This is a genomic window from Actinopolyspora sp. BKK2, assembly GCF_011291845.1.
Classification (GTDB): Bacteria; Actinomycetota; Actinomycetes; order Mycobacteriales; family Pseudonocardiaceae; genus Actinopolyspora; species Actinopolyspora saharensis.
On sequence record NZ_JAANTE010000003.1, the window covers coordinates 231,635 to 253,191 of the forward strand.

The window sequence follows — 21,557 nt, forward strand, 5'->3', positions numbered from 1 at the left end:
GGTTGTCCCCTGCACGAGTCCGATTCCACGGAGGTGTCATGTACGCGGTGGAGATCAACGGGACCGCTCCGCAGCTCGCGGAGGACTCCTGGGCGGCCCACGGAACCACCCTGGCCGGCTCCGTCACGCTCTCCTCGGGGGCCAGCGTCTGGTACGGCTCGGTCGTGCGCGCCGACGGGGACCGCATCTCCATCGGCAGGTACAGCAACGTCCAGGACGGCTGCGTGCTGCACGCCGATCCGGGATTCCCGGTGACCATCGGCGAGCACGTCTCGGTGGGGCACCGGGCCGTGCTCCACGGGTGCACCGTGGAGGACGAGGTGCTGGTCGGGATGAGCACGACGGTGCTCAACGGTGCCCGCATCGGAACGGGCACCCTCCTCGCGGCAGGGACCGTGGTCCTCGAAGGCACTGAGATCCCACCGAATTCGCTGGTCGCGGGTGTTCCGGGCAAGGTGCGCCGGGAGACCTCGGCCGAGGAGCGCGAGCTCGTGAAGGCCAACGCCGAGCACTACCTGGAGCTGAAGCGACAGCACGAACGAGCCTCCGAGGTCCACTCCCGTTGAAGCCCTCCGTCCGGTTGTCCCGGCGGGGAGGCGAACCATCTTCCGCCCACCGGGACGCGGCCACCGGACCCGCGGACGGGGGCGCCCGGAAGTTTCGTGCGCTCAGCGTCCGGCGGGAGCGCTGCCCGCCGCCGCGAGCGAGCGGGACATCCCCAGCGCGGCGGCCCGCACGGCCGGGGTGAGCGAACTCGGCCGGGCGTCCCCGAAACGTTGGACCACGGACAGGGCGGCCACCACGTCGTGGTCGTCGTGAACCGGGACGGCCACCGACACCGCGTCCGAGGTCACCTGGCGGTCACTGATCGCCACCCCGGTGCGGCGCACTTCGGCCAAGGTGTTGCGCAGTGATTCCGGATCGGTGAGCGTGTACGGCGTGTACCGGGTCAACGGAGCCTCCAGCACGCGTTGCTGGACATCGGCCGGTGCGTGGGCGAGCAGCACCAACCCCACTCCGGTCGGGGGCATCGGGAAACGCCCGCCGATGCGAGTGCGAACCCCGACCGAGGAACGTCCGGCGATCCGCTCGACGAACACCATCTCGTCGCCAGCCCGCACGGCGAGCTGGACGTTCTCCCTGGTCACCTCGTAGAGGTCCTCCATGAACGGCAGTGCCACCTCGCGCAGCCCCGGACCGCGGGGAGCCAGTGCCGCTATCTCGAACAGGGCCAGACCTATGCGGTACCTGCGATCCGCCCCTCGTTCCAGGAGTCCGCGTTCGGTCAGCTCACCGGCCAGTCGGTGCACGGTCGTCGTGGCGAGCCCGGAGAAGCGAGCCATCTCACTGAGAGTCAGTTCCTGGCGCCGCGGCGAGAACGCCGCCAGCAGATCGACCAGTTTCCCCACGACCGTTTCTTTCTCCGGTCTTTCCCCGGATCTTCCCGCGTCGGACACCATGCCTCTCCCGAGAGCGAATCACCCGTTGCGGCCGCCGCGACGGACACACCCGGACAGAATGCAGGACGCGAAGCGGTCCATGAACCCCATTTTCCGCTCAGCGGAAATAAAATTACGGAAAGTTTTCCCGAACGCAGAAATCCGCGGAAATAACAGCAGCGCACGGGCGACGATCCGGGCGGATGCTGTGCAGCGCTTCCGCACTGCCCTAGTGTGCGCCGCATGGCACAGCGCAGTTTCCCACCGTACCGGGCCGACCACGTCGGCAGTCTGCTTCGCCCCTCCTACCTGCACGCGGCTCGCGAGGACTTCGCGGCGGGCCGCATCACCGCGGAGGGGCTGCGCGAGGTCGAGGACCGCGCAGTCACCGAAGTGGTGCGCATGCAGGAGGAGATCGGGCTCTCCACTGCCACCGACGGGGAATTCCGGCGCAGCACGTGGCACATGGACTTCATCTACCGGCTCGCCGGGATCGGGAAGTCCGACTCGACCATGCACGTGCAGTTCCACAACGAATCCGGAGACATCGAATTCACCCCGTCGGCGACCAAAGTGGACGGGAAGATAGCTCTGGAAGAACCCATATTCGCCGAGGATTTCGAGTACCTGCGCAAGCAGGTCACCACGAACACCCCGAAGTTGACACTCCCCTCTCCGAGCATGGTCCACTACAGAGGTGGACCCGCGGCCATCAGCGAGGAGGTCTACCCGGACATCGAGGAGTTCTGGAGCGACCTCTCCGCCGCCTACGCCGACCAGATCAGCGCCATGGGCCGCCTCGGGTGCCGCTACCTGCAGCTGGACGACACCAGCCTGGCCTACCTCAACGACCCGGCGCAGCGGGAGCAGCTCGCGGCCACGGGGGCCGACGCCGAACGCCAGCACCTGCGCAACATAAAGCAGATCAACGCGGCTCTGGCGGGGAAACCGGCGGACATGGCCGTGACCACGCACATGTGCCGGGGCAACTACCGCTCCTCCTGGGTCGCCGAGGGCGGCTACGAATTCGTCGCCGAGGCGGTGTTCAGCGAACTCGACGTGGACGGGTTCTTCCTCGAGTACGACGACGAGCGCTCCGGAGGATTCGCTCCGCTCCGCTTCGTCCCCAAGGACAAGGCGGTGGTCCTCGGCCTGGTCACCACCAAGAGCGGTGAGCTCGAGTCCAAGGACACGCTGAAACGTCGCATCGAGGAGGCCAGCCGCTACATCGACGTCGACCAGCTGTGCCTGTCCCCCCAGTGTGGATTCGCCTCGACCGAGGAGGGCAACGCCCTCAGCTACGAGCAGCAGGTCGCGAAGCTCAAGCTGATCGTCGAGACCGCCCAGGAGGTGTGGGGCACGTCCTAGGGATTCGACGCGGGGCCGGGGCCCGTGCGGCACCGGCCCCTCCCGTCCCGGAAACGTCTACTCCGTTCGAGCGAACTCGATCACGGGAGGTACCTCTCCCCCAGGTCCGAGCGGTACGCACGGGGGTGTGCCATCCGATCCGCCCCCGCGGAGCCTGCGGAAACCGCTCGGCGAAGCTCATCGAAACGCGTCGCGGGCAGGAGCGCTCAACCGGTCCCACGACCCCGGCAGCACCACCCGGACCCCCGCCCCCTGTGTGGCCGCCGCGCGGGAGACCGGAACGCACCGGGAGCGGGAAGCGCGGAAGCCGGATTCACACACCGGCGCGATGAGGAGGTCAGCCGATGACGTACGAGGAGAAGACGCTGCTCGGAACGTTGGCCGGAGTACTCCTGCTCGCTCCGGTGCTTCTCGGGCTCGCCCTGGGCTGGCCCGTTTGGGCCTGGCTGCCTCTTGCGCTCGTGCTGCTGACGATTCCGGCGCTGCTCGGCAGGGGAATACTCCAACGACGCGCACAGCAACAGATCCGCCAGGAGATGCGGGAGAAACAGCAGCGTACCGAGGATCCCCCGACTCCCCATCCCTCCTGCGAAGTGAGCGGACTCCGGGTGCCCACCGTTCACCCCGAGTACCCGCTGTTGCTCTCCGCCAACGTGCACTGGATACCGGGGCCGGGAGCTGCCGGTCCCGGCCCGGAACGCCAACGAGCCATCGCCGTGGAATCCGTGCACGACCGCGCCAGCGCGGTGACGGCCGAGACGGGGGCGCTGGACCACGAGATCACCGCGCACCGGTTGCAGGCCGCTCTCGGGACGCTCCGGCAGGACGGAGAGGGCTACCTGCAGGCCTGGGCAACTGACGTCTCCCTGTCCCTCGGGGAGCAGGACGCGGAACGACTGCGCGCGCTCAGCGAGGCGGCCAAGGACGAGGAGCTCCGGCAGCGCAGGCGGGACCAGGAGCGTGGACTGCGCGAGTACCTGGCCGAGGACGCGCTCAAGGACGCAGGCAGCGCCGTGGTGTGGTGGTTGGCCCAGGGCGAGATGACCAAGCAGCACCTCGAGGAGACCCTCGAGCTGGTGGACTCCCTGGACCGCCTCTCCCAGCTGGCGCACAGTTCCGGACCGGCCCGATCCACCCCGAGCTCGTCCAGCAGGTGGTGGACCACGTCCGAACGGACCAGCGCGGAGACCGAGCTCGGCGGAGCCGGGCAGCACGGATTCGAGTTCGACGGGCAGAACCCCGACCCCGGGATCCTGCCCATCAACGATCAGGCTGACCGGAGCGCGCTGCGGATCTACTTCGCCAAGCACATGATCGAAACGGTGCATCCGGAGGACGAGCACCAGCGCGCGCTGTTCGCCGACCGGGTCGCGGACATGTTCACCACCCACCGGATGCTCCGGGAGGCCGCCGGCATCCGCGCCCACTACTCGCTCTCCGAGCCGGCGGAGAATTCCCGGAGCTCGGACACGATGGTCAACGACGCGGCCGGCCCCCAGCACACGCGAGAGTCCCCCGCGGAAGGAGACGAGTCGCGCTGATCCCGCACACGGGTGGAAGGACGGGTCCGGAAGCCGCGCGGGCTCGGACGAGCGAGTCCGTCAGCCCTGGTTGCGCACGGCCTCCAGCCTGAAAGGCGGACGAAAGGCTCAGGACTCCAGGTAACCGAGCTGGGCGGAGAGCTCCTTGGAGGCCACCGTCATCGCGTCCACCAGTTCGCGCATCCGCCTGCGGGAGAAGCGGTAGGACGGCCCGGAGGCACTCAACGCGGCTATGACTCCGCCGTCGTGGTTGTACACGGCGACGGCGGCGGCGTTCAGTCCCAGCTCCAGCTCCTCGTAACTGGTCGCGAAACCGTCCCTGACGATCGCCTGGAACTCCTTGCGAAGTTCCTCCGGATCGGTGATGGTGCGGGCCGTGTACTGCTGCAGCTCCTCATTGAGCAGGTCCTCACGATCCTCTTCCGGGGAGTGCGCGAACAGCACCTTCCCGCTGGAGGTCGCGTGCAGCGGGGTCCGCTGTCCGACCCAGTTGTGCGCGGTGACGGCGGCCGTACCACGCGCCTGACTGATGTTGATGGCCACGTCGTGGTCGCGGATGGCGATGTTGACGGTCTCACCGAGTTCGGCCGCGAGCGAGTCACAGTACGGCCCTCCCAGCCGGGGAAGATCCATCCGCTCGGTCGCGGCGCCGGCCAGCCGCACCACCCCGAAGCCGATCACGTACTTGCCTCTGTCCTTGAGTTGTTCCAGCAGGCCGCGCGTTTCCAACACGCTGACCAGCCGCGACGCGGTAGACTTGTGCACACCCAGCTCACCGGCGATCTCCGTGATCCCGACTTCGCCGTTGCGTGCCACGAGTTCCAGGATCGTCACGGCCCGATCCACCGACTGGACGAGTGCTGCCGATCCCTTACCTCGTGCGTCCGCTGATTCACTCACTACTCAACCGTATCCGTCCGGGGACAACTGCCGGAACCAGCTGTCTGCCCAGCCGCACCGTCGAACCAAAAGCACGACCGGGACTTCGCTGGACTCCCTGTTCGCAACAATGCTCGCCCGTGTGGACGAACCCGGCGGTACCGGCGAGCTCACCGGTTGCGCTACCACCATCCGGCCTGGGCGGGGGAAATCGCCCGAACCGGGACCCGTCACTTTTATCCTACCGCGCGAGGGAACCACCACGACCCCCGCGAAACCGGCCCTCCACCGGGTGAGCCACTGATGCGGCCGAACCGGAATCGCGTCGATCGGTCCCACCGACGCGGTTCCGGCCCGACGGACTCGGTCGAGTGCTGATGCTGTCGTGCCCGCTGACTCATCCCTCCAAGAACTCGGCCATGGCGTCGAGCAGCAGGTCCGCGAGGTACTCCGCGAACGAGCAACGCACCAGAACGCGGTACTCGGGTTCCGCACCCACCTGCCACAGCACCGCGCCCGCGCGCCCGAGCAGGGTCTGCGCGCAGTCACCGACCGAGAAGGCCCGCGGGTGCAGGTCCAGCGAGCACACCTTTTCCAGCACCTCGCGCGCGGCCGGGCCGGCGAGCCGCAGCGTCGTCCGGTTCGCGGACACGTCCACCGAGGAACCCCGCGCCTCCTGCTGCGCGGCACGGACCGCACGCAGCACGCCCCGGGCCCGCTCCTCCTCGGCCACCAGCAGCCACTCGTCCGGCCCCAGCCACAGCAGGGCCCGCTCCTCGTCGCCGCTGACCTCGTTCGCCGCGGGCGGCGTCAGACCGAGCGTCTCGGCGATCGCCCCGGAAGCAACCTCGTCCGGAGGAACTCGGAGGTCGAGCTGAGTCAGGAACGGCTCCTCCCTGAGGCGGACTCCCCTCGGCCCGAGCGCCGTGGCTCGTTCGAACTCCGCGCTGCGGTGTTCCAGGGGGCTGTGCCGCGGTGCCGCCACTGCGGCGGTGTCCTCTTCGGCGAGATCGGTTTCAACCCTGTGCAGGACCGTCACGTCGAACTCCTTCCGGATCGTAGAGAACTGGGGTGGTTACCTCCACCTCGATGTCGGAACCGTCCACCGGGGAGCGCAGCACTTCCCCGATCCGTTCCTGCCCCCCGCTGACCAGCCCTAGCGCGAAGGTGCGTCCGAGGGCGGCGCTGTGGTAGCTCGACGTGACGTGCCCCTGCATCGGCACCGGAGGACGCCGGGAAGCCCCGGGGTCGACCAGATGAGCCCCCTCGGGGAGCAGGGTGTCGGTGTCCACCGGCAGCAGCCCCACCAGCTGCTTGCGGTCCTCGCGCAACATCTCGGGGCGACTCAGCGAGCGTTTCCCGATGAAGTCCTTGCGGCGGGACACCGCCCAGTCCATGCCCAGGTCCAGCGGGGTGACGGTACCGTCGGTGTCCTGCCCGACGATCACGAACCCCTTCTCGGCGCGCAGCACGTGCATCGTCTCCGTGCCGTAGGGAGTGATGTCCAGGTCGGCGCCCGCCGCCATCGCGGCGTCCCACAGCGCTCGTCCGTACCACCCGGCCACGTTGATCTCGAAAGCCAGCTCGCCGGAGAAGGACACCCGGGCCACCCTGGCCGGTATCCCGTTGCCGAGCACCGTCTCCCGGAACCGCATGAAGCCGAAGGACTCGGCGGAGACGTCCAGATCGGGGGCGAGGCGCCCCACCACCGTCCTGGAATCGGGCCCCACCACGGCGACGGCCGCCCACTGCTCGGTCACCGAGGTGCAGTAGACGTCCAGCTCGGGCCACTCGGTCTGCAACCACTCCTCGAGCCAGTCCAGCACCTTCGCCGCGCCGCCGGTGGTGGTGCTCATCAGGTACCTGTCCTCGGCAAGTCGCATCGACACGCCGTCGTCGAGCACCATCCCGTCCGCCCCGCACATCATTCCGTAGCGGGCTCTGCCGACCGGGAGGTTGGCGAAACCGTTGGTGTAAACCCGGTCGAGGAAGGTCGGGGCGTCCGAACCGACCACCTCGATGCGCCCCAGCGTGCTCACGTCCTGAATGGCCACCCCGGTGCGCGCCGCCGCGCACTCCCGCAGGACCGCGCTGTGCATGTCCTCGCCCGGACGCGGGTAGTAGCGCGGCCGTTTCCACTGGCCGACGTCCTCGAAAACAGCTCCGGCCTGTTCGTGCCGGGAGTGCATGGGGGTCGTGCGCACCGGGTCGTAGAGCGACCCGTTGGTTCGGCCCGCGAACAGTGCCAGCGGCACCGGCGTGTAGGGCGGGCGGAACGTCGTGGTGCCGACCTCACCCGGGGAGTCGGCCGCGAGGACGTCGGCCAGCACGCCGATCGCGTTCACCCCGGAGTTCTTGCCCTGTTCGACCCCCGTGGAAATGGTCGTGTACCGCTTGACGTGCTGGACCGAACGCATCCCCGTCTCGGTGGCGGCGTGGATGTCGGCCACGGTGGCGTCGCGCTGCAGATCGACGAAGTGGTCCGCGCAGGACTCCGGGGGACGCGATTCGTCCGGAACCGCCCAGACCGGACGGGGCCGGGAACCGGGGCGGTCCCCGTCCACCTGGGGGACCGGTGGCGGCGCGGTTCGGAAACCGGCCACGGTCGCGGCCTCGGCTCCCGCCGCGAACCCCTGTGCCAGGCAACCGGCCAGATCGTAGGTCCCGCGGGCCGCTCCCACGACCCGAGTCGAGCGCCCCCCGGTGTTCGACGGCACGAACCCGGCGACGACCGGATCCCACCGCACCGCTCCGCCGCTCTGGGCGAACAGTTGGACGGCCGGGTTCCAGCCACCGCACACGGCCAGCAGATCGCAGGAGACGTCCACGGGTGCACCGCTGAGCGCACCGTTGTCGTCCAGTCCGCGGATTCGCACCGCGGAGATCCGCGGGGATCCCTCCGTGGCGACCACGACAGCGCCGGGGTGAACCTGCGCCCCGGCCGCGCGGGCCTGCTCGACCAGTCGAGCTGGGGGATTCGGTCTGGTGTCGACGATCGCGGGAACCCGCGCTCCGGAGGAGAGCAGATCGAGCGCCGTGGTGTAGGCGCTGTCCGAGGTCGTGAACACCACCGCGTTCCGCCCCGGAAGCACGGCGTAGCGGTTGAGGTAGGAGCGCACCGCCGAGGCGAGCATGACCCCGGGGCGATCGTTGTCGGCAAACACGAGGGGGCGCTCGTGCGCCCCCGTGGCGAGCACCACCTGGCCCGCCCTGACGTGCCAGAGCCGTTGCCTGGTGGCCGCCTCCGGGGTCGTGGGCAGGTGGTCGGTCCTGCGCTCGGCCACGAGCAGGTAGTTGTGGTCGTAGCAGCCGAGCACGGCCGAGCGGGGCAGCACCCGCACGTTCTCGTTCTCGGCCAGCTCCCTGGCGGAGCGCCCCACCCATTCGGTGGCCGGATGCCCCGCGATGTGCGACTGCCCGTCCAGCAGCATGCCGCCCAGCTCACGATGCTGGTCGACCAGGATCACTCGCGCGCCGCTGCGGGCGGCGGCCAGACTCGCGGCCATGCCCGCCGGTCCGGCCCCGACCACGACCACGTCGGAGTGCACGAACTTCTTGTCGTAGCGGGCGGTGTCCCGCTCCCCGCTCAACCAGCCGACACCCGACAGGGTGCGGACTTCCAGCCCCTCGTACAGCTCGATCTCGGTGGCGGCGAGCATCGGTTCCGGACAACCGTCCAACCGCTGCACCAGGGCGTTCGGCTCGGTGCAGTCGGCCGTGAGCACCCCGCGGGCTCGGCCGCGGTGCACGGAGGAGCCCACTTCGATCGTTCCGCTGGCCAGCAGCGCCGAGGCCAGGGTGTCCCCGGGACGTCCCTGAACCGTGATCCCGTCCACGGTGCAGTTGATCAGCCGGGTGCGGTCGATCCGTCCGGAGCGGACGGAAGCGTTGAGCCGGTTGGGATTGGACGAACTCATCATGGCGCTACCGACTTTCCCGACGCCGGGGGATGTCCGGCGTCATCTCGTTGGTCGCGGTGTCACGGACGACGGAGAACCACCGGCGGCAGCCGGCGGTGTGCACCCACCGCTCGGTGAGTGCCCCCATCGGGTTCGCTCGCACGAACAGGAACTTCCCCCACTCGGCGTCGTCGAGCTCGTGGGGATCGGCCGGGTAGGCCACATCGGCCTGCCCTCCGTAGCGGAACTCGACCTCGTCGCGGTCGCCGCACCACGGACATCGGATGAGCAGCATTGATCTCCCCCTTCCTCAGTGGGCCACGGCCGCAGCACCGTGTTCGTCGATGAGCGCCCCGCTCGTGAACCGCTCCATCCCGTAGGGCTCGTTGAGCGGGTGCGGAGCTCCGGTGGCGATGGTGTGGGCGAACACCCACCCCGCCCCCGGCGTGGCCTTGAAACCACCGGTTCCCCAACCGCAGTTGACGAAGAGGTCCTCGTAGGGGGTGGGGCCGATGATCGGCGATGCGTCGGGGGTGACGTCCACCGTTCCCGCCCAGGTGCGCAGCAGGTGGGCCCGCGCGAAGACCGGGAACAGTTCCACGGCCGCGGCCAGCTGGTTCTCGATCACGTGCACCGAGCCGCGCTGCGCGTACCCGTTGTGGGTGTCTATCCCCGCTCCGAGAACCAGCTCCCCCTTGTGGGCCTGACTGGTGTAGACGTGGACGTGGTTGGACATGACCACGCACGGGTGCACCGGTTCCAGGATCTCGGTGGCCATCGCCTGCAGCGGATGGCTCTGCAGCGGCAGGGAGATCCCCAGCGTGTCCGTGAGGAGGCTCGTCCTCCCGGCCGCGGCCAACCCGACTCGTCCCGCGCCGATCGTCCCCCTGCTCGTGTGCACCCCGGTCACCCGATCGCCTGCCGTGACGAACCCGGTGACCTCACAGTTCTGGATGAGGTCCACGCCCATCTCGTCGCACTTGCGCGCCAGCGCCCACGCGACGAGGTCGTGCTTGGCCACCCCGGCTCTGCGCTGGTAGGTGGCCCCGAGCACCGGGTAGCGCAACCGCGGTGAGGTGTCCAGGATCGGGCACACCTCGGCTGTTTCGTCCGGGGTGAGCCATTCGGCGTCCACCCCGTTGAGCTCGTTGGCGAAGGCTCGTCTGCGCGCGTCCCGCGCCTCCTGCTCGGTGTGGGCGAGATTGAGCACGCCGCACTGGCTGAACTGGAACTCGTGGTCCAGCTCCTCCGGAAGTCCCTCCCAGAGCCGCAGGGCGTGATCGTAGAGCGCCGCGCTGGCGTCGAGGAGGTAGTTCGAGCGGATGATCGTGGTGTTGCGTGCCATGTTGCCACCGGCGAGCCATCCGCGCTCGAGGACGGCTACGTCCGTCACACCGTGGTTGCGCGCCAGGTAGTAGGCGGTGGCAAGTCCGTGCCCACCCGCGCCGACGATCACCACGTCGTAGTTGCTCTTCGGCTCCGGATTGCGCCACAGCCGGTCCGGAGCGGGAGAAGTGTGTCCGTCAACGACCAACGGGGCTCCTTGCTGGGAGTGCGTTCGGGTTGCTCGCAGTAGTGCTCGTGATTTACCGGTTCCCACTCCGGAGTGAGTTGCGCTCCACTTTCGAGTGGCCACAGCACACGAAGGGTTATATACAACTAACCAACAACTGAAATGTCAGTCTGTACGGTAGACTACGAGCCGTGTCGGAAGCGGTCAATTCCCCATCGGGTGATGGCTCAACCCGGAACCTCTCGCAGGCGGAGCGGGCCTACCTGACCCTGCGGGAGGAGATCCTCTCGTTACGACTGGAACCCGGTTCACCGGTTCAGGAGGAAGCCCTCACCCGTGAGCTCGACCTCGGGCGCACCCCCTTCCGAGAGGCCGTGAAGCGACTCGCGGCCGAGTCCCTCGTCGCGATCTACCCCCGCCGGGGGACGTTCGTCACCGAGGTCAACATCACCGACCACGCGCTGATCGCCGATGTGCGCCGACGCCTCGAGGGGCACGCGGCCCGCAGGGCGGCCGAGCGAGCCACCGAAGCGGAACGCGCGGAACTCGAGGAGCTGGCGGAAGCGGTCGAGCACCTCCCCGAGGAGCGGGACGCGGTGATGGGCGTGGACGCCCGCATCCACCGCACGCTGTACCGCTGCACCCACAACGGATACCTCGAGAACACCCTCGGGCAGTACTACAACCTCGCGTTGCGCATCTGGGGCCTCTTCTTCGATCGACTGCCCGACGTGACGGGACACGTCACCGAGCACGCAGAGTTGCTGAAAGCGGTGGTCTCCGGCGACGGGGAACGCGCGGACCGCATCGCCGTGGAGCACGTCGACCACTTCGAGAACGCCATTCGCCGGGCGATCTGAAGCTCCGCCCCGCACGCTCCCCGAAACCCGAAGAAATGTTCGGGAACTCCCTGTTCAGGCGCATGATGCCGCCTCTCCGAAACAGTTGTCTTTCGCCCGAATGTGTGTCTTGACACACCTATAGCATCGGGCGCACTGTTGCGAGTGACGCAGATAGTTGTTCTAAACGCAACACCGGTTCCCGACTTCGACAGGGGGCGGCTATGGCTTCGGCGCTCGGTTCGCGTGCACGCACTGTGATAATCGGTGCCGGAATCGTCGGATGCAGTACCGCGTATCACCTCGCCCAGCGCGGGATGACGGACGTGCTCGTGATCGAGCAGGGCCCGCTCTTCGCCACCGGAGGATCCAGTTCACACGCCCCCGGGCTGGTCTTCCAGACGAGCGGTTCGCAGACGATGACCCAGCTCGCCAACTACACGGTCGAGCTGTTCAACTCGTTGAGCGTCGACGGTCGGCCCTGCTTCCACCAGGTGGGCGGTATCGAGGTGGCCACCACCAGGGCCAGGTGGGACGACCTGCACCGCAAACTCGGGCTGGCCACGGCTTGGGGGGTGCAAGGAACGCTGCTCACCCCCGCCGAGGTGCGGGAAAAGATCCCGCAGGTGGACCCGGACCACATCTACGGCGGGTTGTACGTCCCCACCGACGGGATCGCCAAGCCCGTGCGCGCGGCCGAGGCGATGTCGCGCGAGGCCGAGCGGCTCGGTGTCCGCTTCGCCGCGCACACCGAAGTCACCGGGTTCGACGTCTCGGACGGCAAGGTGCACGCCGTGCACACCTCGGCGGGCACCGTGGAGACCGACACCGTGCTGTGCTGCGCGGGCATCTGGGGACCTCGGGTGGGGGAAATGGCCGGGGTGTCCGTCCCCGTGCAACCGGTGGCGCACCAGTACGCCGTCACCGAGCCCGTTCCCGGGCTCACGGCCGGTTCCGAGGAGGTCGAGCAGCCGATCCTGCGCCAGCAGGACAGCTCGATGTACTTCCGCCAGATCCACGACCGCTACGGGGTCGGGTCCTACCGGCACCGCGTCATCCCGGTGTCCACGGAGGAGATCAGCCCGACCGCCGCCCCCGGCGAGGGGGCCGAAGCCCCGCCGGAGGGAGGCGGTTGGAAGGGGATGTCCTCGGTGCACCCCTTCACCCCGGAGGACTTCGCCGAACCTTTCGAGCGCGGCCGTGAGCTCGTCCCCGACCTGCGTCGAACCCAGGTCTCCGAAGGGATGAACGGCGTCTTCCTGTTCACTTCGGACGGAGGGCCGGTGCTCGGGCCGACCCGCGAGGTGGACAACTTCTGGCTCGCCGAAGCGGTGTGGATCACGCACTCGGCCGGAGTGGGCAAGGCCGTGGCCGAGTGGATGACCGACGGTGTCCCCGGCACCGACCTGCGTTCCGCCGACGTGCGGCGTTTCGAGAACTTCGCCCACAGCAACAGCTACGTGGCCGAGCGCAGCGCGCAGACCTTCCGCGAGGTCTACGACATCATCCACCCCCAGCAGCCTCCGGAGCACCCGCGCCCGCTGCGGACCAGCCCGTTCTACCCGAGGCAGCAGGAGCTCAGCGCCGTGTTCCTCGAGGCCAGCGGGTGGGAACGCCCGCACTGGTTCGAGTCGAACGCACCGCTGACCACCGAGCGCGAAATAGTCGCGCCCGGCGAGTGGGCGAGCCGGTACTGGTCCCCGATCATCGGAGCCGAGCACCAGATCACCCGCGAACGGGTCGCCATGTACGACATGACCTCACTGTGCCGCGCGGAGGTCAGCGGTCGCGGTGCGCTGGACCTGCTGCAGCGGGTGACCACCAACCAGCTGGATCGGGCCCCCGGCTACGTCACCTACACGCTGATGCTGGACGACACCGGAGGGGTTCGTTCCGACGTGACCGTGACCCGCCTGTCCGAGGACACCTTCCAGGTCGGCTGCAACGGTCAGCGCGACATCGCGTGGATGCGCGAGCACGCGGACGAGGCGACCACGGTGCGGGACACGACCGGTGGAACCTGCTGCATCGGCCTGTGGGGGCCCTACGCCCGGGCCGTGCTGCAGTCGTTGACCGACGAGGACGTCTCCCACGAGGGGTTCCGCTTCTTCCGAGCCAAAAGGCTGTTCGTGCGCGAGGTCCCGGTCACCGCGCTGCGCCTGTCCTACGTCGGTGAACTGGGCTGGGAGCTCTACACTTCGGCGGATTTCGGTCTCCGGCTGTGGGACCTGCTTTCCGCCGCGGGCGCCGAGTACGGCGTCATAGCCGGAGGCAGAGGTGCTTTCAGCAACCTCCGGCTGGAGAAAGGATATCGGGCCTGGGGCGGCGACATGTGGAGCGAGCACACTCCCGACGAGGCCGGACTCGCCTTCGCGGTCAAACCGGACAAGGGCGAGTTCATCGGTCGTGACGCTCTGCTTCGCCGTCGCGAGAACCCGATTCGACGCAAGTTGTGCTGTCTGTCGATCGACGACGGCACTGTGGTCATGGGGTCCGAACCGGTCTTTTCCGATCGAACCGCCCGGCAGGCCTGCGGCTTCACCACGAGCACGGGCTACGGCCACAGCATCGGGCTCAGCCTGGCCTACGCCTGGCTGCCCTCGGAGTTGTCCGAGGCGGGAACTCCGGTGGAGGTTTCCTACTTCGGACGACGCCACCCCGCGACGGTGATGTCCGATCCGGTCTTCGACCCCGAGATGAAACGGATGCGCTGCTAAAAGCGCATCGAAACCGATCCCCCGATCATCGTCCCCACCGTCCTCCGCGAAGCGGTGGGGGTGATCCGTTCAATCCGAAGATCCCTTGAGGAGTCCCCCATGAGCATCAACCCGACCCCTGCGATCCTGCAGTACCCCCGCATCCGCAAGTCGCCCTTCTTCTACGCCTCGCGCAGGCACGGGGTGGGCATGTACAGCGTGTACAACCACACCTACCACGCCAGGCACTACGGCGACCCCGTCGCCGAGTACTGGCACCTGCTGAACGGTGTGACCCTGTGGGACGTCGGTGTCGAGCGGCAGGTCGAGATCACAGGGCCGGACGCCTTCGACTTCACCAACATGCTGGTTCCCCGTGATCTCAACAAGTGCCGGGTCGGGCAGTGCAAGTACGTGTTCATCACCTCCGAGGAGGGCGGGATCATCAACGATCCCGTACTGCTGCGGCTCGGTGAGAACCACTTCTGGCTGTCGCTGGCCGACAGCGACGTGCTCCTCTGGGCCAAGGGGCTCGCCTACAGCATGGGCATGAACGTCCAGATCAGGGAACCCGACGTGGGCCCCGTGCAGGTGCAGGGCCCCAAGTCCCGCGACGTCATGATCGACCTGTTCGGTGACTCCATCAAGGACATCCCCTACTACTACGCGGTGGACCGCGAGCTCGACGGCATGGACGTGATCGTCTCGCGGACCGGTTACACCGCCGAACTCGGTTACGAGATCTACCTGCACAACGCCAGCCGCGACGGTGTGCGCCTCTGGGAGAAGATCTGGGAGGCCGGTCGTCCCTACGACATGCAGGTGATCGGTCCCTGCCACATCCGCAGGATCGAGGCCGGCATCCTCTCCTGGGGCTGCGACATCACCTACGACACCAACCCGTTCGAGGTCGGCTACGGCTTCGAGGCGACCTGGATGGTCGACCTCAACCAGGAGGCCGACTTCATCGGCAAGTCGGCGCTGACCCGCATCTACAACGAGGGAATCAGCCGCAGGCTGGTGGGCGTGAAGATCGGCGGTCCGGAAGTGGGCAGCTTCAACGACGGTTCGATGATCGACACCTTCCCCGTGCGGGACCCGAACGGCCTGCACATCGGGGATGTCACCTCGGCCTGCTACTCGCCGCGAGTGGAGAGCAACATCGGCTACGCCATGGTGCCGATCAGCTACCGCGAGACCGGAACTCCGCTCGTCGTCGAGACCCAGCACGGGCCGCAGGAGGCCGTGGTGGCCGAGAAGCCCTTCCTCGACCCGAACAAGCAGATCCCCAAGCAACTCGAGCAGCAGGAAGAAGCGGCGGTGTCGAAATGAGCACGAACGCGCGGCAACAGCTACAGCACCACCTGCGCAACGCTCGTTACGAAGTGCTGCCGTTGCGTGGAACACTGGAACAGGTGCAGGGGCTTCCCCCCGGCACGACGGTGACCGTGACCTCCTCGCCCTCCAAGGGGACCGAGGCCACCCTGGATCTCGCGGCCAGGCTGCGCGGTTCGGGGATGCACGTGGTCCCGCACCTGGCGGCGCGGCTCGTCCGGGACAACGCGCACCTCGACGAGCTGCTGTCCCGGATCGAGGCCCTGGGGCTCACCGAAGTGTTCGTGATCGCCGGTGACGCGGACAACCCCGCAGGCAGGTTCACCGACGCGCTTTCCCTGCTCCGGGGCATGGAGGAGATCGGCAACAGGCCGCACCGGGTGGGCATCACCGGTTATCCCGAACCGCACTCCTTCATCTCGGACCAGATGACGATCCAGGCCACCGACGAGAAGGCGCGGTACGCGGACTACATCGTCTCGCAGATCTGCTACGACCCGAACACGATCGCCTCGTGGGTCAAGACCATGCGGGCCAGGGGGGTGACCCTTCCGGTCTACATCGGGGCTCCCGGCTCCATCGATCCGAGCAAGTTGCTGCGGATCTCGATGAAGATCGGGCTGGGCCAGTCCATGAGATTCCTGCGCAAGCAGCACGGGGTGGTCGGGAAACTGCTCACCCGCTACACCCCGGAGAACTTGTTCGACGAGCTCTCCCCCTACCTCGTGGACCCGGACTACAACATCGCCGGTTGCCACTTGTTCACCTTCAACGAGATCGCCAAGACCAGGCAGTGGGCCATGGAAACGGCCGACCGCTTGCAGGAGGTGCCCGCATGAACATGCCGTCCGATCTGGACATCTCGCGGTCCTCCCCGCGCAGATCGCTGGAGGAGATCGCCGGGCAGTTGGGGCTGGCTCCTCACCTGCTCGAACCGTACGGCCGGGACGTGGCCAAGGTTTCCCTGGACGCCCTCGAGGAGGCCGGTACGGAGAACCGTGCCAAGTACGTCCTGGTATCGGCCATCACGCCCACTCCGCTGGGGGAGGGCAAAACGACCACGACCGTCGGGCTCGGCCAGGCGCTGCGCCACCTGGGCAAGACCTCGGCGGTGACGGTCCGCCAGCCCTCCATGGGCCCCACCTTCGGCATCAAGGGCGGCGCAGCGGGCGGTGGATACAGCCAGGTCGTGCCGATGGAGGCGCTGAACCTGCATCTCACCGGGGACATGCACGCGGTCACCGCCGCCAACAACATGCTGGCGGCGATGGTGGACAACCACTTGCACAAGGGGAACCGGCTGGGGCTGGATCCACGTCGCATCACCTGGCGGAGGGTCACCGACGTCAACGACAGGGATCTGCGCAACATCGTGACCGGACTGGGCGGCAACGACGACGGCTCACCGCACCAGACGGGTTTCGACATCACCGCGGCGAGCGAGGTGATGGCGGTGCTCGCGCTGTCCACCTCGTTGCACGACATGCGTGCCCGGCTCGGACGAATCGTGATCGGCTACACCTACGACGGCGAGCCGGTCACCGCCGAGCAGCTCGGCGCGGCCGGAGCCATGACGGTGATCATGCGCGAGGCCATCAAGCCCAATCTGATGCAGACGGTGGAGAACACGCCCGTACTGGTGCACGCGGGCCCCTTCGGCAACATCGCCCACGGGAACTCCTCGATCGTGGCCGACCGGATAGCCAGCAGGTGTGCCGACTACGTGGTCACCGAAGCGGGGTTCGGCGCCGACATGGGGGCCGAGCGGTTCTTCAACATCAAGTGCCGCAACTCCGGGCTCCGCCCGGACGCCGCCGTGCTGGTGGCCACCGTGCGCGCGCTCAAGGCTCACTCCGGTCGCTTCCGCGTGGTGGCGGGCAAGGACCTTCCGGAGGAGATGCTGGCCGAGAATCCCGACGACGTGCTGGCCGGAGCGGCGAACCTGCGCAAGCAGATCGACAACCTCCGGTTGCACGGTGTCTCCCCGGTGGTGGCGGTCAACGCCTTTCCGTCCGACCACGCCAGTGAGCACCAGGCGATCCGCGACGTCGCCGAGCAGGCCGGGGCCAGGGTGGCGATCAGCACCCACTTCAGCGACGGTGGCAAGGGGGCGGTCGAGCTCGCCGAGGCGGTCGCCGAAGCCGCCGAGGAGCCGAGTCGCTTCGAGCTGCTCTATCCCGACTCGGCCGACCTGCGGAGCAAGATCGAGACCATCGCCACTCGGGTCTACGGAGCCGAGGACGTCTCGTACGAGCCCGCCGCGGCGAAAGCGCTGAAGAGCTACACTGAGAACGGCTTCGGTTCGTTGCCCGTCTGCATCGCCAAGACGCATCTGTCGCTGAGCTCGAATCCGAGTCTGCTCGGAGCCCCGACCGGGTGGACATTGCCCGTACGCGATGTCCGCGCCTCGGTCGGAGCCGGGTTCGTGTACCCGATCTGCGGTGACATCCGCACCATGCCGGGGCTCAGCTCCCGTCCGGCCGCGGAACGGATCGACATCGACGATCGCGGTGAGGTCGTCGGATTGAGCTGAACGCCGCCCGCCCCGCACCGCACCGATCACGACTGCTCGTCGGGTCGGTGCGGTGGTGCGAGGTGGCCGACCACGGTACTGCGGGGAACACGCGTCGATGTTTCCGGACTCCCGAGAACGGGACCGAAAAGCGACTGCCCTTCGCAACGCGCGGCCAAAACTATTTCCGAATTTTTTTCGTTTTGAATTCTCACACTATCGTGCCAAATACTTCGACCCCGCACAACCGAAGCAGCACACGGGCACGTTTTCTCTTCACTTCTCACCTGTCGGACACTTCTACTTGATCATTTCAGTGAAAAGACGTCCCACGTCGGGACGCCCACCGAGATGTTGATCAAGTTTCCCTGCTCTCGTCCAGCGCCGTGATCGCGGCAGAAGTGCGGTCCGTGACCCCCAACTTGGTGAATATACCGTGCAGGTGATTTTTCACCGTCCGCTCCGATATCGCCAGCGAGCGCGCGATCTGACGATTGGACCTGCCACGCACCAAGTGGTCGAGGACCTCTCCCTCCCGCTGGGTCAGCCGATCGAGCCCGGACGACTCGGACTTCACGACCTCCTCGTCCCCGTCCTGGTCCTCCCCCTGGGTCTCGGCCAGCCTCACCCGCAGCGTGACCAGCTGGTTGATCTGGTCGACCAGATGATCCAAGGCCTCCGAGTGCTCCATGGCCTCGCGCAGCATCGCCGTGATTGCCGAATCGAGTGCCTTCCGGTAAGAATCGATCATGAAATGACTCCCGCCACTCTCCACCATTGCCACCTATCGACCTGACGGTCCCCTACTGACGCTTCGAGCCACAGAAGTGATCTCGGTCACTTTTGAGCCCGGGGCCGGATCGACCGCCATCCTGGTTGTCGTCACGCCGGAGGCAACATTCCACCTCACCCGGAGCGATTTAGCACTTCTGTTCATGGAATTCGTACTAACGGACCATTAAAGCCAACCTTCATTCCAGCCCGTGATCAACCGGAGTGGAACCTTCCTCCTATGGGCTCGCACGGCCCTGCCGACATAGGTTTCGGAAAGTCGGTACAACGACAACTCGATTCCTAGGAGATGAACATGTCGGGTAGGCCGGCGGTCAGCCGACCTGGCACACCAGCTTCCACACAGGTACCGCCAGGCGAATTGCCCGAACACGGCAGGGAGGCCTCCGCCGCGGCGGATGTGCTCAGGAAGCGCATGGGGGGTGACACACCACCCGCGATGAACCTCGCCACCTTCCTGGCCACGTCCTACGAGCCGGAAGTCGCCCAGTTGTTCAACGAATACCTCGAATACAACCTGGTCGACCGGGACCAGTACCCCGCTGCGACCGAGATCGAGCAGCAGTGCGTGCGGATCCTCGGAGGACTGTGGAGCGGCGATCCCAAGAGCGTGGTCGGAGGCGCCACCACCGGTTCCAGCGAGGCCGCGTTACTCGCGGGGACTTCCCTGCTGCGCAGGTGGGAGCACAACTCCCGTCCCCGGGGAGGTAACGCTCGACCGAACCTGGTCTTCGGCTCCAACGCGCACGTCTGCTGGCACAAGTTCTGCCGGCACTGGAACGTCGAACCCCGTGTGGTCCGGGTGGGGGAGCAGGCACTGCACCTGACCCCCGAGTCGGTGACCGAGCTGTGCGACGAGAACACCATAGGTGTGGTCGGCGTCCTCGGATCCACCATAGACGGCAGCTACGAACCGATCGCCAAGATCGCCACAGCCCTCGACGAGCTCGCCGACTCGAGCGGTGTCGACGTGCCGTTGCACATCGACGCGGCTTCCGGCGGTTTCGTGGCACCGTTCCTCGACCCCGAGCTGGACTGGGACTTCCGGCTGCCCCGGGTGCAGTCCATCAACGCATCCGGGCACAAGTACGGTCTGGTCCCCCCTGGACTGGGTTGGATGCTCTGGAGGAACCGCCAGGCGCGCACCGGATGGTTGGACTTCCGGACGAACTATCTGGGCAGCACGCGCACGCATCACGAGTTGACCTTCTCGCGCTCCGCCGCTCCGGTGGTGGTGCAGTACTACAACTTCGTCCGACTCGGTTTCGAGGGCTACCGCGCCACGCACGCGCGCAGCCGCGAGATCGCGGCGATGCTGGCCGACGCACTGGCCGAGACGGGGCCGTTCGACATACTCGGAGACGGCCGCCAGCTTCCCGTGGTGGCTCTTCGGCTCCGGGACCACGTGCAGTGGAAGCTGCACGAGCTGTCCGACCACCTGGGCCAGCTGGGCTGGTCCGTTCCCGTCTACGCACTTCCGCCCGACATGGAGGACACGGACGTGCTGCGTGTGGTGGTGCGTGACGACATGACCCGCGAAAAGGCCGAGAGCCTGCTGAAGAGCGTGCGGAGTTTCGTCACCGGCCCCTGAGTTCACCACAGTTTCTCCGTGGTCGCCCCGCCCCGGTACCGGAAGGGACGCGTACCGGAAGTCCTCAGCGCAACGGGAGTTCGCCCGACCACGTCGAGTTTCCGGAGCTCGCACAGCGCTCCGGACCGTTTCGAACACCAACCGGATGAAAGGAGCGGCAATGTCGCCGATCCGTGCCGTCTGTAGGCTCAACAGCCAGGAACCTCCCTACGCGGGGAGTGGACTGCGCCTGGGAATCTTCCAAGCCGAGAACCCGGTGGGAACCCCGGAGGCGGTCGAGAAGAACCTGCGGCGGCTGCACGAGGCCGTTCGCATGGCGGGCACGTACCGCTGCCAGCTGACGGTCTTCCCCGAGTGCTACGTCACCGGTTACGCCCTGAGCCCGGAGGAGTGCCAGCAGCTGGCCGAGCCCAGCTCGGGCAACACCGTCTCCACGGCCCGCGAACTGTCCCTGCGTCACGAAACGGCCATCGCGCTGCCCTACGTGGAACGCGCTGCCCGCGGCACCGTGCACGACTCGATCGCGCTGGTCTCCGACGGCGAGCTCGTCGCCAACTACCGCAAAACCCACCTCTACGGTGCCGCCGAACGCGCCAACTTCACGGCAGGTACCGAACTCCCACCCGTGTGCAAGATCAACCAGTACCCGGTGGGGCTGTTGAACTGCTACGAGTGCGAGTTCCCCCCGCTGTACCAGAACCTGGTGCAGCGCGGGGCCGGTCTCGTGGTCGGCCCCACAGCCGCGGATCAGCACTTCGTGCTGCACGACGGAACACCGACGCAAGTCCCCTACCCGGACGCCACGGAGCACATCATCCCGGCCATGGCCTCGGTGTGGCGCGTCTTCGTCGCCTACGCCAATCGACGCGGCTGGGAGAGCACGGAACGCGGGCACTGGCAGTACCGCGGCAACTCCGGAGTGTGGGCACCGGACGGAAGTGCGCTGGTGACGGCAGGCCCCGAGGAGCGCGCGGTGGACTCACTGCTGGTCAGCGACTGCGTTCCGGATCGCATACCTCCGTTCAGCCCGGAAGGTGACCACTACAGCGATCTCCGGGTCTCCCTCCGGGAGGAACTGTTGCCCGCCACCTGATCGGTGCGGGGCGCCCCGGGCCGAGCCACTCCGGCCGGACCGGGGGCGCCCGGCTGACGG

General features: G+C 67.5%; 17 protein-coding genes. 10 read left to right on the forward strand and 7 right to left on the reverse strand.

Going from position 1 to position 21,557, the window contains the following annotated elements; translation table 11 throughout:
- Window positions 1-38: 38 nt before the first annotated feature.
- Window positions 39-566: a gamma carbonic anhydrase family protein gene (locus tag G9Q41_RS07965; RefSeq protein WP_165632258.1), complete on the forward strand. Its 528-nt coding sequence runs from the start codon at window positions 39-41 to the stop codon at window positions 564-566.
- A gap of 102 nt (window positions 567-668) precedes the next feature.
- Here the strand turns inward: G9Q41_RS07965 and G9Q41_RS07970 are convergent, their stop codons facing one another.
- A complete protein-coding gene (locus tag G9Q41_RS07970; RefSeq protein ID WP_165632259.1) occupies window positions 669-1,460 on the reverse strand; it encodes an IclR family transcriptional regulator in 792 nt (263 codons plus the stop codon).
- 222 nt (window positions 1,461-1,682) lie between these two features.
- Between G9Q41_RS07970 and G9Q41_RS07975 the strand changes: the two genes are divergently transcribed.
- A complete protein-coding gene (locus G9Q41_RS07975) occupies window positions 1,683-2,807 on the forward strand; it encodes a 5-methyltetrahydropteroyltriglutamate--homocysteine S-methyltransferase (RefSeq protein ID WP_165632260.1) in 1,125 nt (374 codons plus the stop codon).
- Between the two features lie 344 nt (window positions 2,808-3,151).
- Complete coding sequence (locus G9Q41_RS07980) at window positions 3,152-4,348, forward strand: hypothetical protein (protein WP_165632261.1); 1,197 nt, start codon at window positions 3,152-3,154, stop codon at window positions 4,346-4,348.
- Between the two features lie 108 nt (window positions 4,349-4,456).
- On the opposite strand, the gene G9Q41_RS07985 is transcribed toward G9Q41_RS07980, so the two are convergent.
- From G9Q41_RS07985 to G9Q41_RS08005, 5 genes are all read right to left on the reverse strand, one after another.
- Window positions 4,457-5,194, reverse strand: a complete 738-nt coding sequence (locus tag G9Q41_RS07985) for an IclR family transcriptional regulator (RefSeq protein ID WP_092522068.1) — start codon at window positions 5,192-5,194, stop codon at window positions 4,457-4,459.
- Between the two features lie 430 nt (window positions 5,195-5,624).
- Complete coding sequence (locus tag G9Q41_RS07990) at window positions 5,625-6,266, reverse strand: sarcosine oxidase subunit gamma family protein (protein WP_092522070.1); 642 nt, start codon at window positions 6,264-6,266, stop codon at window positions 5,625-5,627.
- Window positions 6,244-9,147: a 2Fe-2S iron-sulfur cluster-binding protein gene (locus G9Q41_RS07995; RefSeq protein WP_165632263.1), complete on the reverse strand. Its 2,904-nt coding sequence runs from the start codon at window positions 9,145-9,147 to the stop codon at window positions 6,244-6,246. Before G9Q41_RS07995 ends, G9Q41_RS07990 begins: the two co-directional genes overlap by 23 nt.
- Before the next feature lie 4 nt (window positions 9,148-9,151).
- A complete protein-coding gene (locus tag G9Q41_RS08000) occupies window positions 9,152-9,421 on the reverse strand; it encodes a sarcosine oxidase subunit delta (protein ID WP_165632264.1) in 270 nt (89 codons plus the stop codon).
- Between the two features lie 15 nt (window positions 9,422-9,436).
- The gene (locus G9Q41_RS08005) at window positions 9,437-10,660 is read right to left on the reverse strand and encodes a sarcosine oxidase subunit beta family protein (RefSeq protein ID WP_092522076.1); all 1,224 of its coding nucleotides are present in this window, start codon (window positions 10,658-10,660) and stop codon (window positions 9,437-9,439) included.
- A gap of 170 nt (window positions 10,661-10,830) precedes the next feature.
- Between G9Q41_RS08005 and G9Q41_RS08010 the strand changes: the two genes are divergently transcribed.
- The 5 genes from G9Q41_RS08010 to G9Q41_RS08030 all read left to right on the forward strand — a co-directional run bounded on the left by G9Q41_RS08010 (window position 10,831) and on the right by G9Q41_RS08030 (window position 18,042).
- The gene (locus G9Q41_RS08010; RefSeq protein WP_165632265.1) at window positions 10,831-11,499 is read left to right on the forward strand and encodes a GntR family transcriptional regulator; all 669 of its coding nucleotides are present in this window, start codon (window positions 10,831-10,833) and stop codon (window positions 11,497-11,499) included.
- A 203-nt stretch (window positions 11,500-11,702) separates the two neighbouring features.
- A complete protein-coding gene (locus G9Q41_RS08015; RefSeq protein WP_165632266.1) occupies window positions 11,703-14,195 on the forward strand; it encodes an FAD-dependent oxidoreductase in 2,493 nt (830 codons plus the stop codon).
- Window positions 14,196-14,294: 99 nt separating this feature from the next.
- Window positions 14,295-15,506, forward strand: coding sequence for a glycine cleavage T C-terminal barrel domain-containing protein (locus tag G9Q41_RS08020; RefSeq protein WP_165632267.1), 1,212 nt, complete (start codon window positions 14,295-14,297; stop codon window positions 15,504-15,506).
- Window positions 15,503-16,348: a methylenetetrahydrofolate reductase gene (locus G9Q41_RS08025; RefSeq protein ID WP_165632268.1), complete on the forward strand. Its 846-nt coding sequence runs from the start codon at window positions 15,503-15,505 to the stop codon at window positions 16,346-16,348. Before G9Q41_RS08020 ends, G9Q41_RS08025 begins: the two co-directional genes overlap by 4 nt.
- On the forward strand, window positions 16,345-18,042 hold the full coding sequence (locus G9Q41_RS08030) for a formate--tetrahydrofolate ligase (RefSeq protein WP_165632269.1): 1,698 nt from the start codon (window positions 16,345-16,347) through the stop codon (window positions 18,040-18,042). The genes G9Q41_RS08025 and G9Q41_RS08030 overlap by 4 nt, the downstream gene beginning before the upstream one ends.
- Window positions 18,043-18,379: 337 nt before the next feature.
- On the opposite strand, the gene G9Q41_RS22270 is transcribed toward G9Q41_RS08030, so the two are convergent.
- Complete coding sequence (locus G9Q41_RS22270) at window positions 18,380-18,772, reverse strand: LuxR C-terminal-related transcriptional regulator (protein ID WP_092522088.1); 393 nt, start codon at window positions 18,770-18,772, stop codon at window positions 18,380-18,382.
- Between the two features lie 336 nt (window positions 18,773-19,108).
- On the opposite strand from G9Q41_RS22270, the gene G9Q41_RS08040 reads away from it, so the two are divergent.
- Window positions 19,109-20,404 carry a glutamate decarboxylase gene (locus tag G9Q41_RS08040; protein ID WP_242687239.1) on the forward strand — a complete coding sequence of 432 codons (1,296 nt, stop codon included), beginning with the start codon at window positions 19,109-19,111 and terminating at the stop codon, window positions 20,402-20,404.
- A gap of 160 nt (window positions 20,405-20,564) precedes the next feature.
- Window positions 20,565-21,497, forward strand: coding sequence for a nitrilase-related carbon-nitrogen hydrolase (locus tag G9Q41_RS08045; RefSeq protein WP_165632271.1), 933 nt, complete (start codon window positions 20,565-20,567; stop codon window positions 21,495-21,497).
- Window positions 21,498-21,557: the final 60 nt, after the last annotated feature.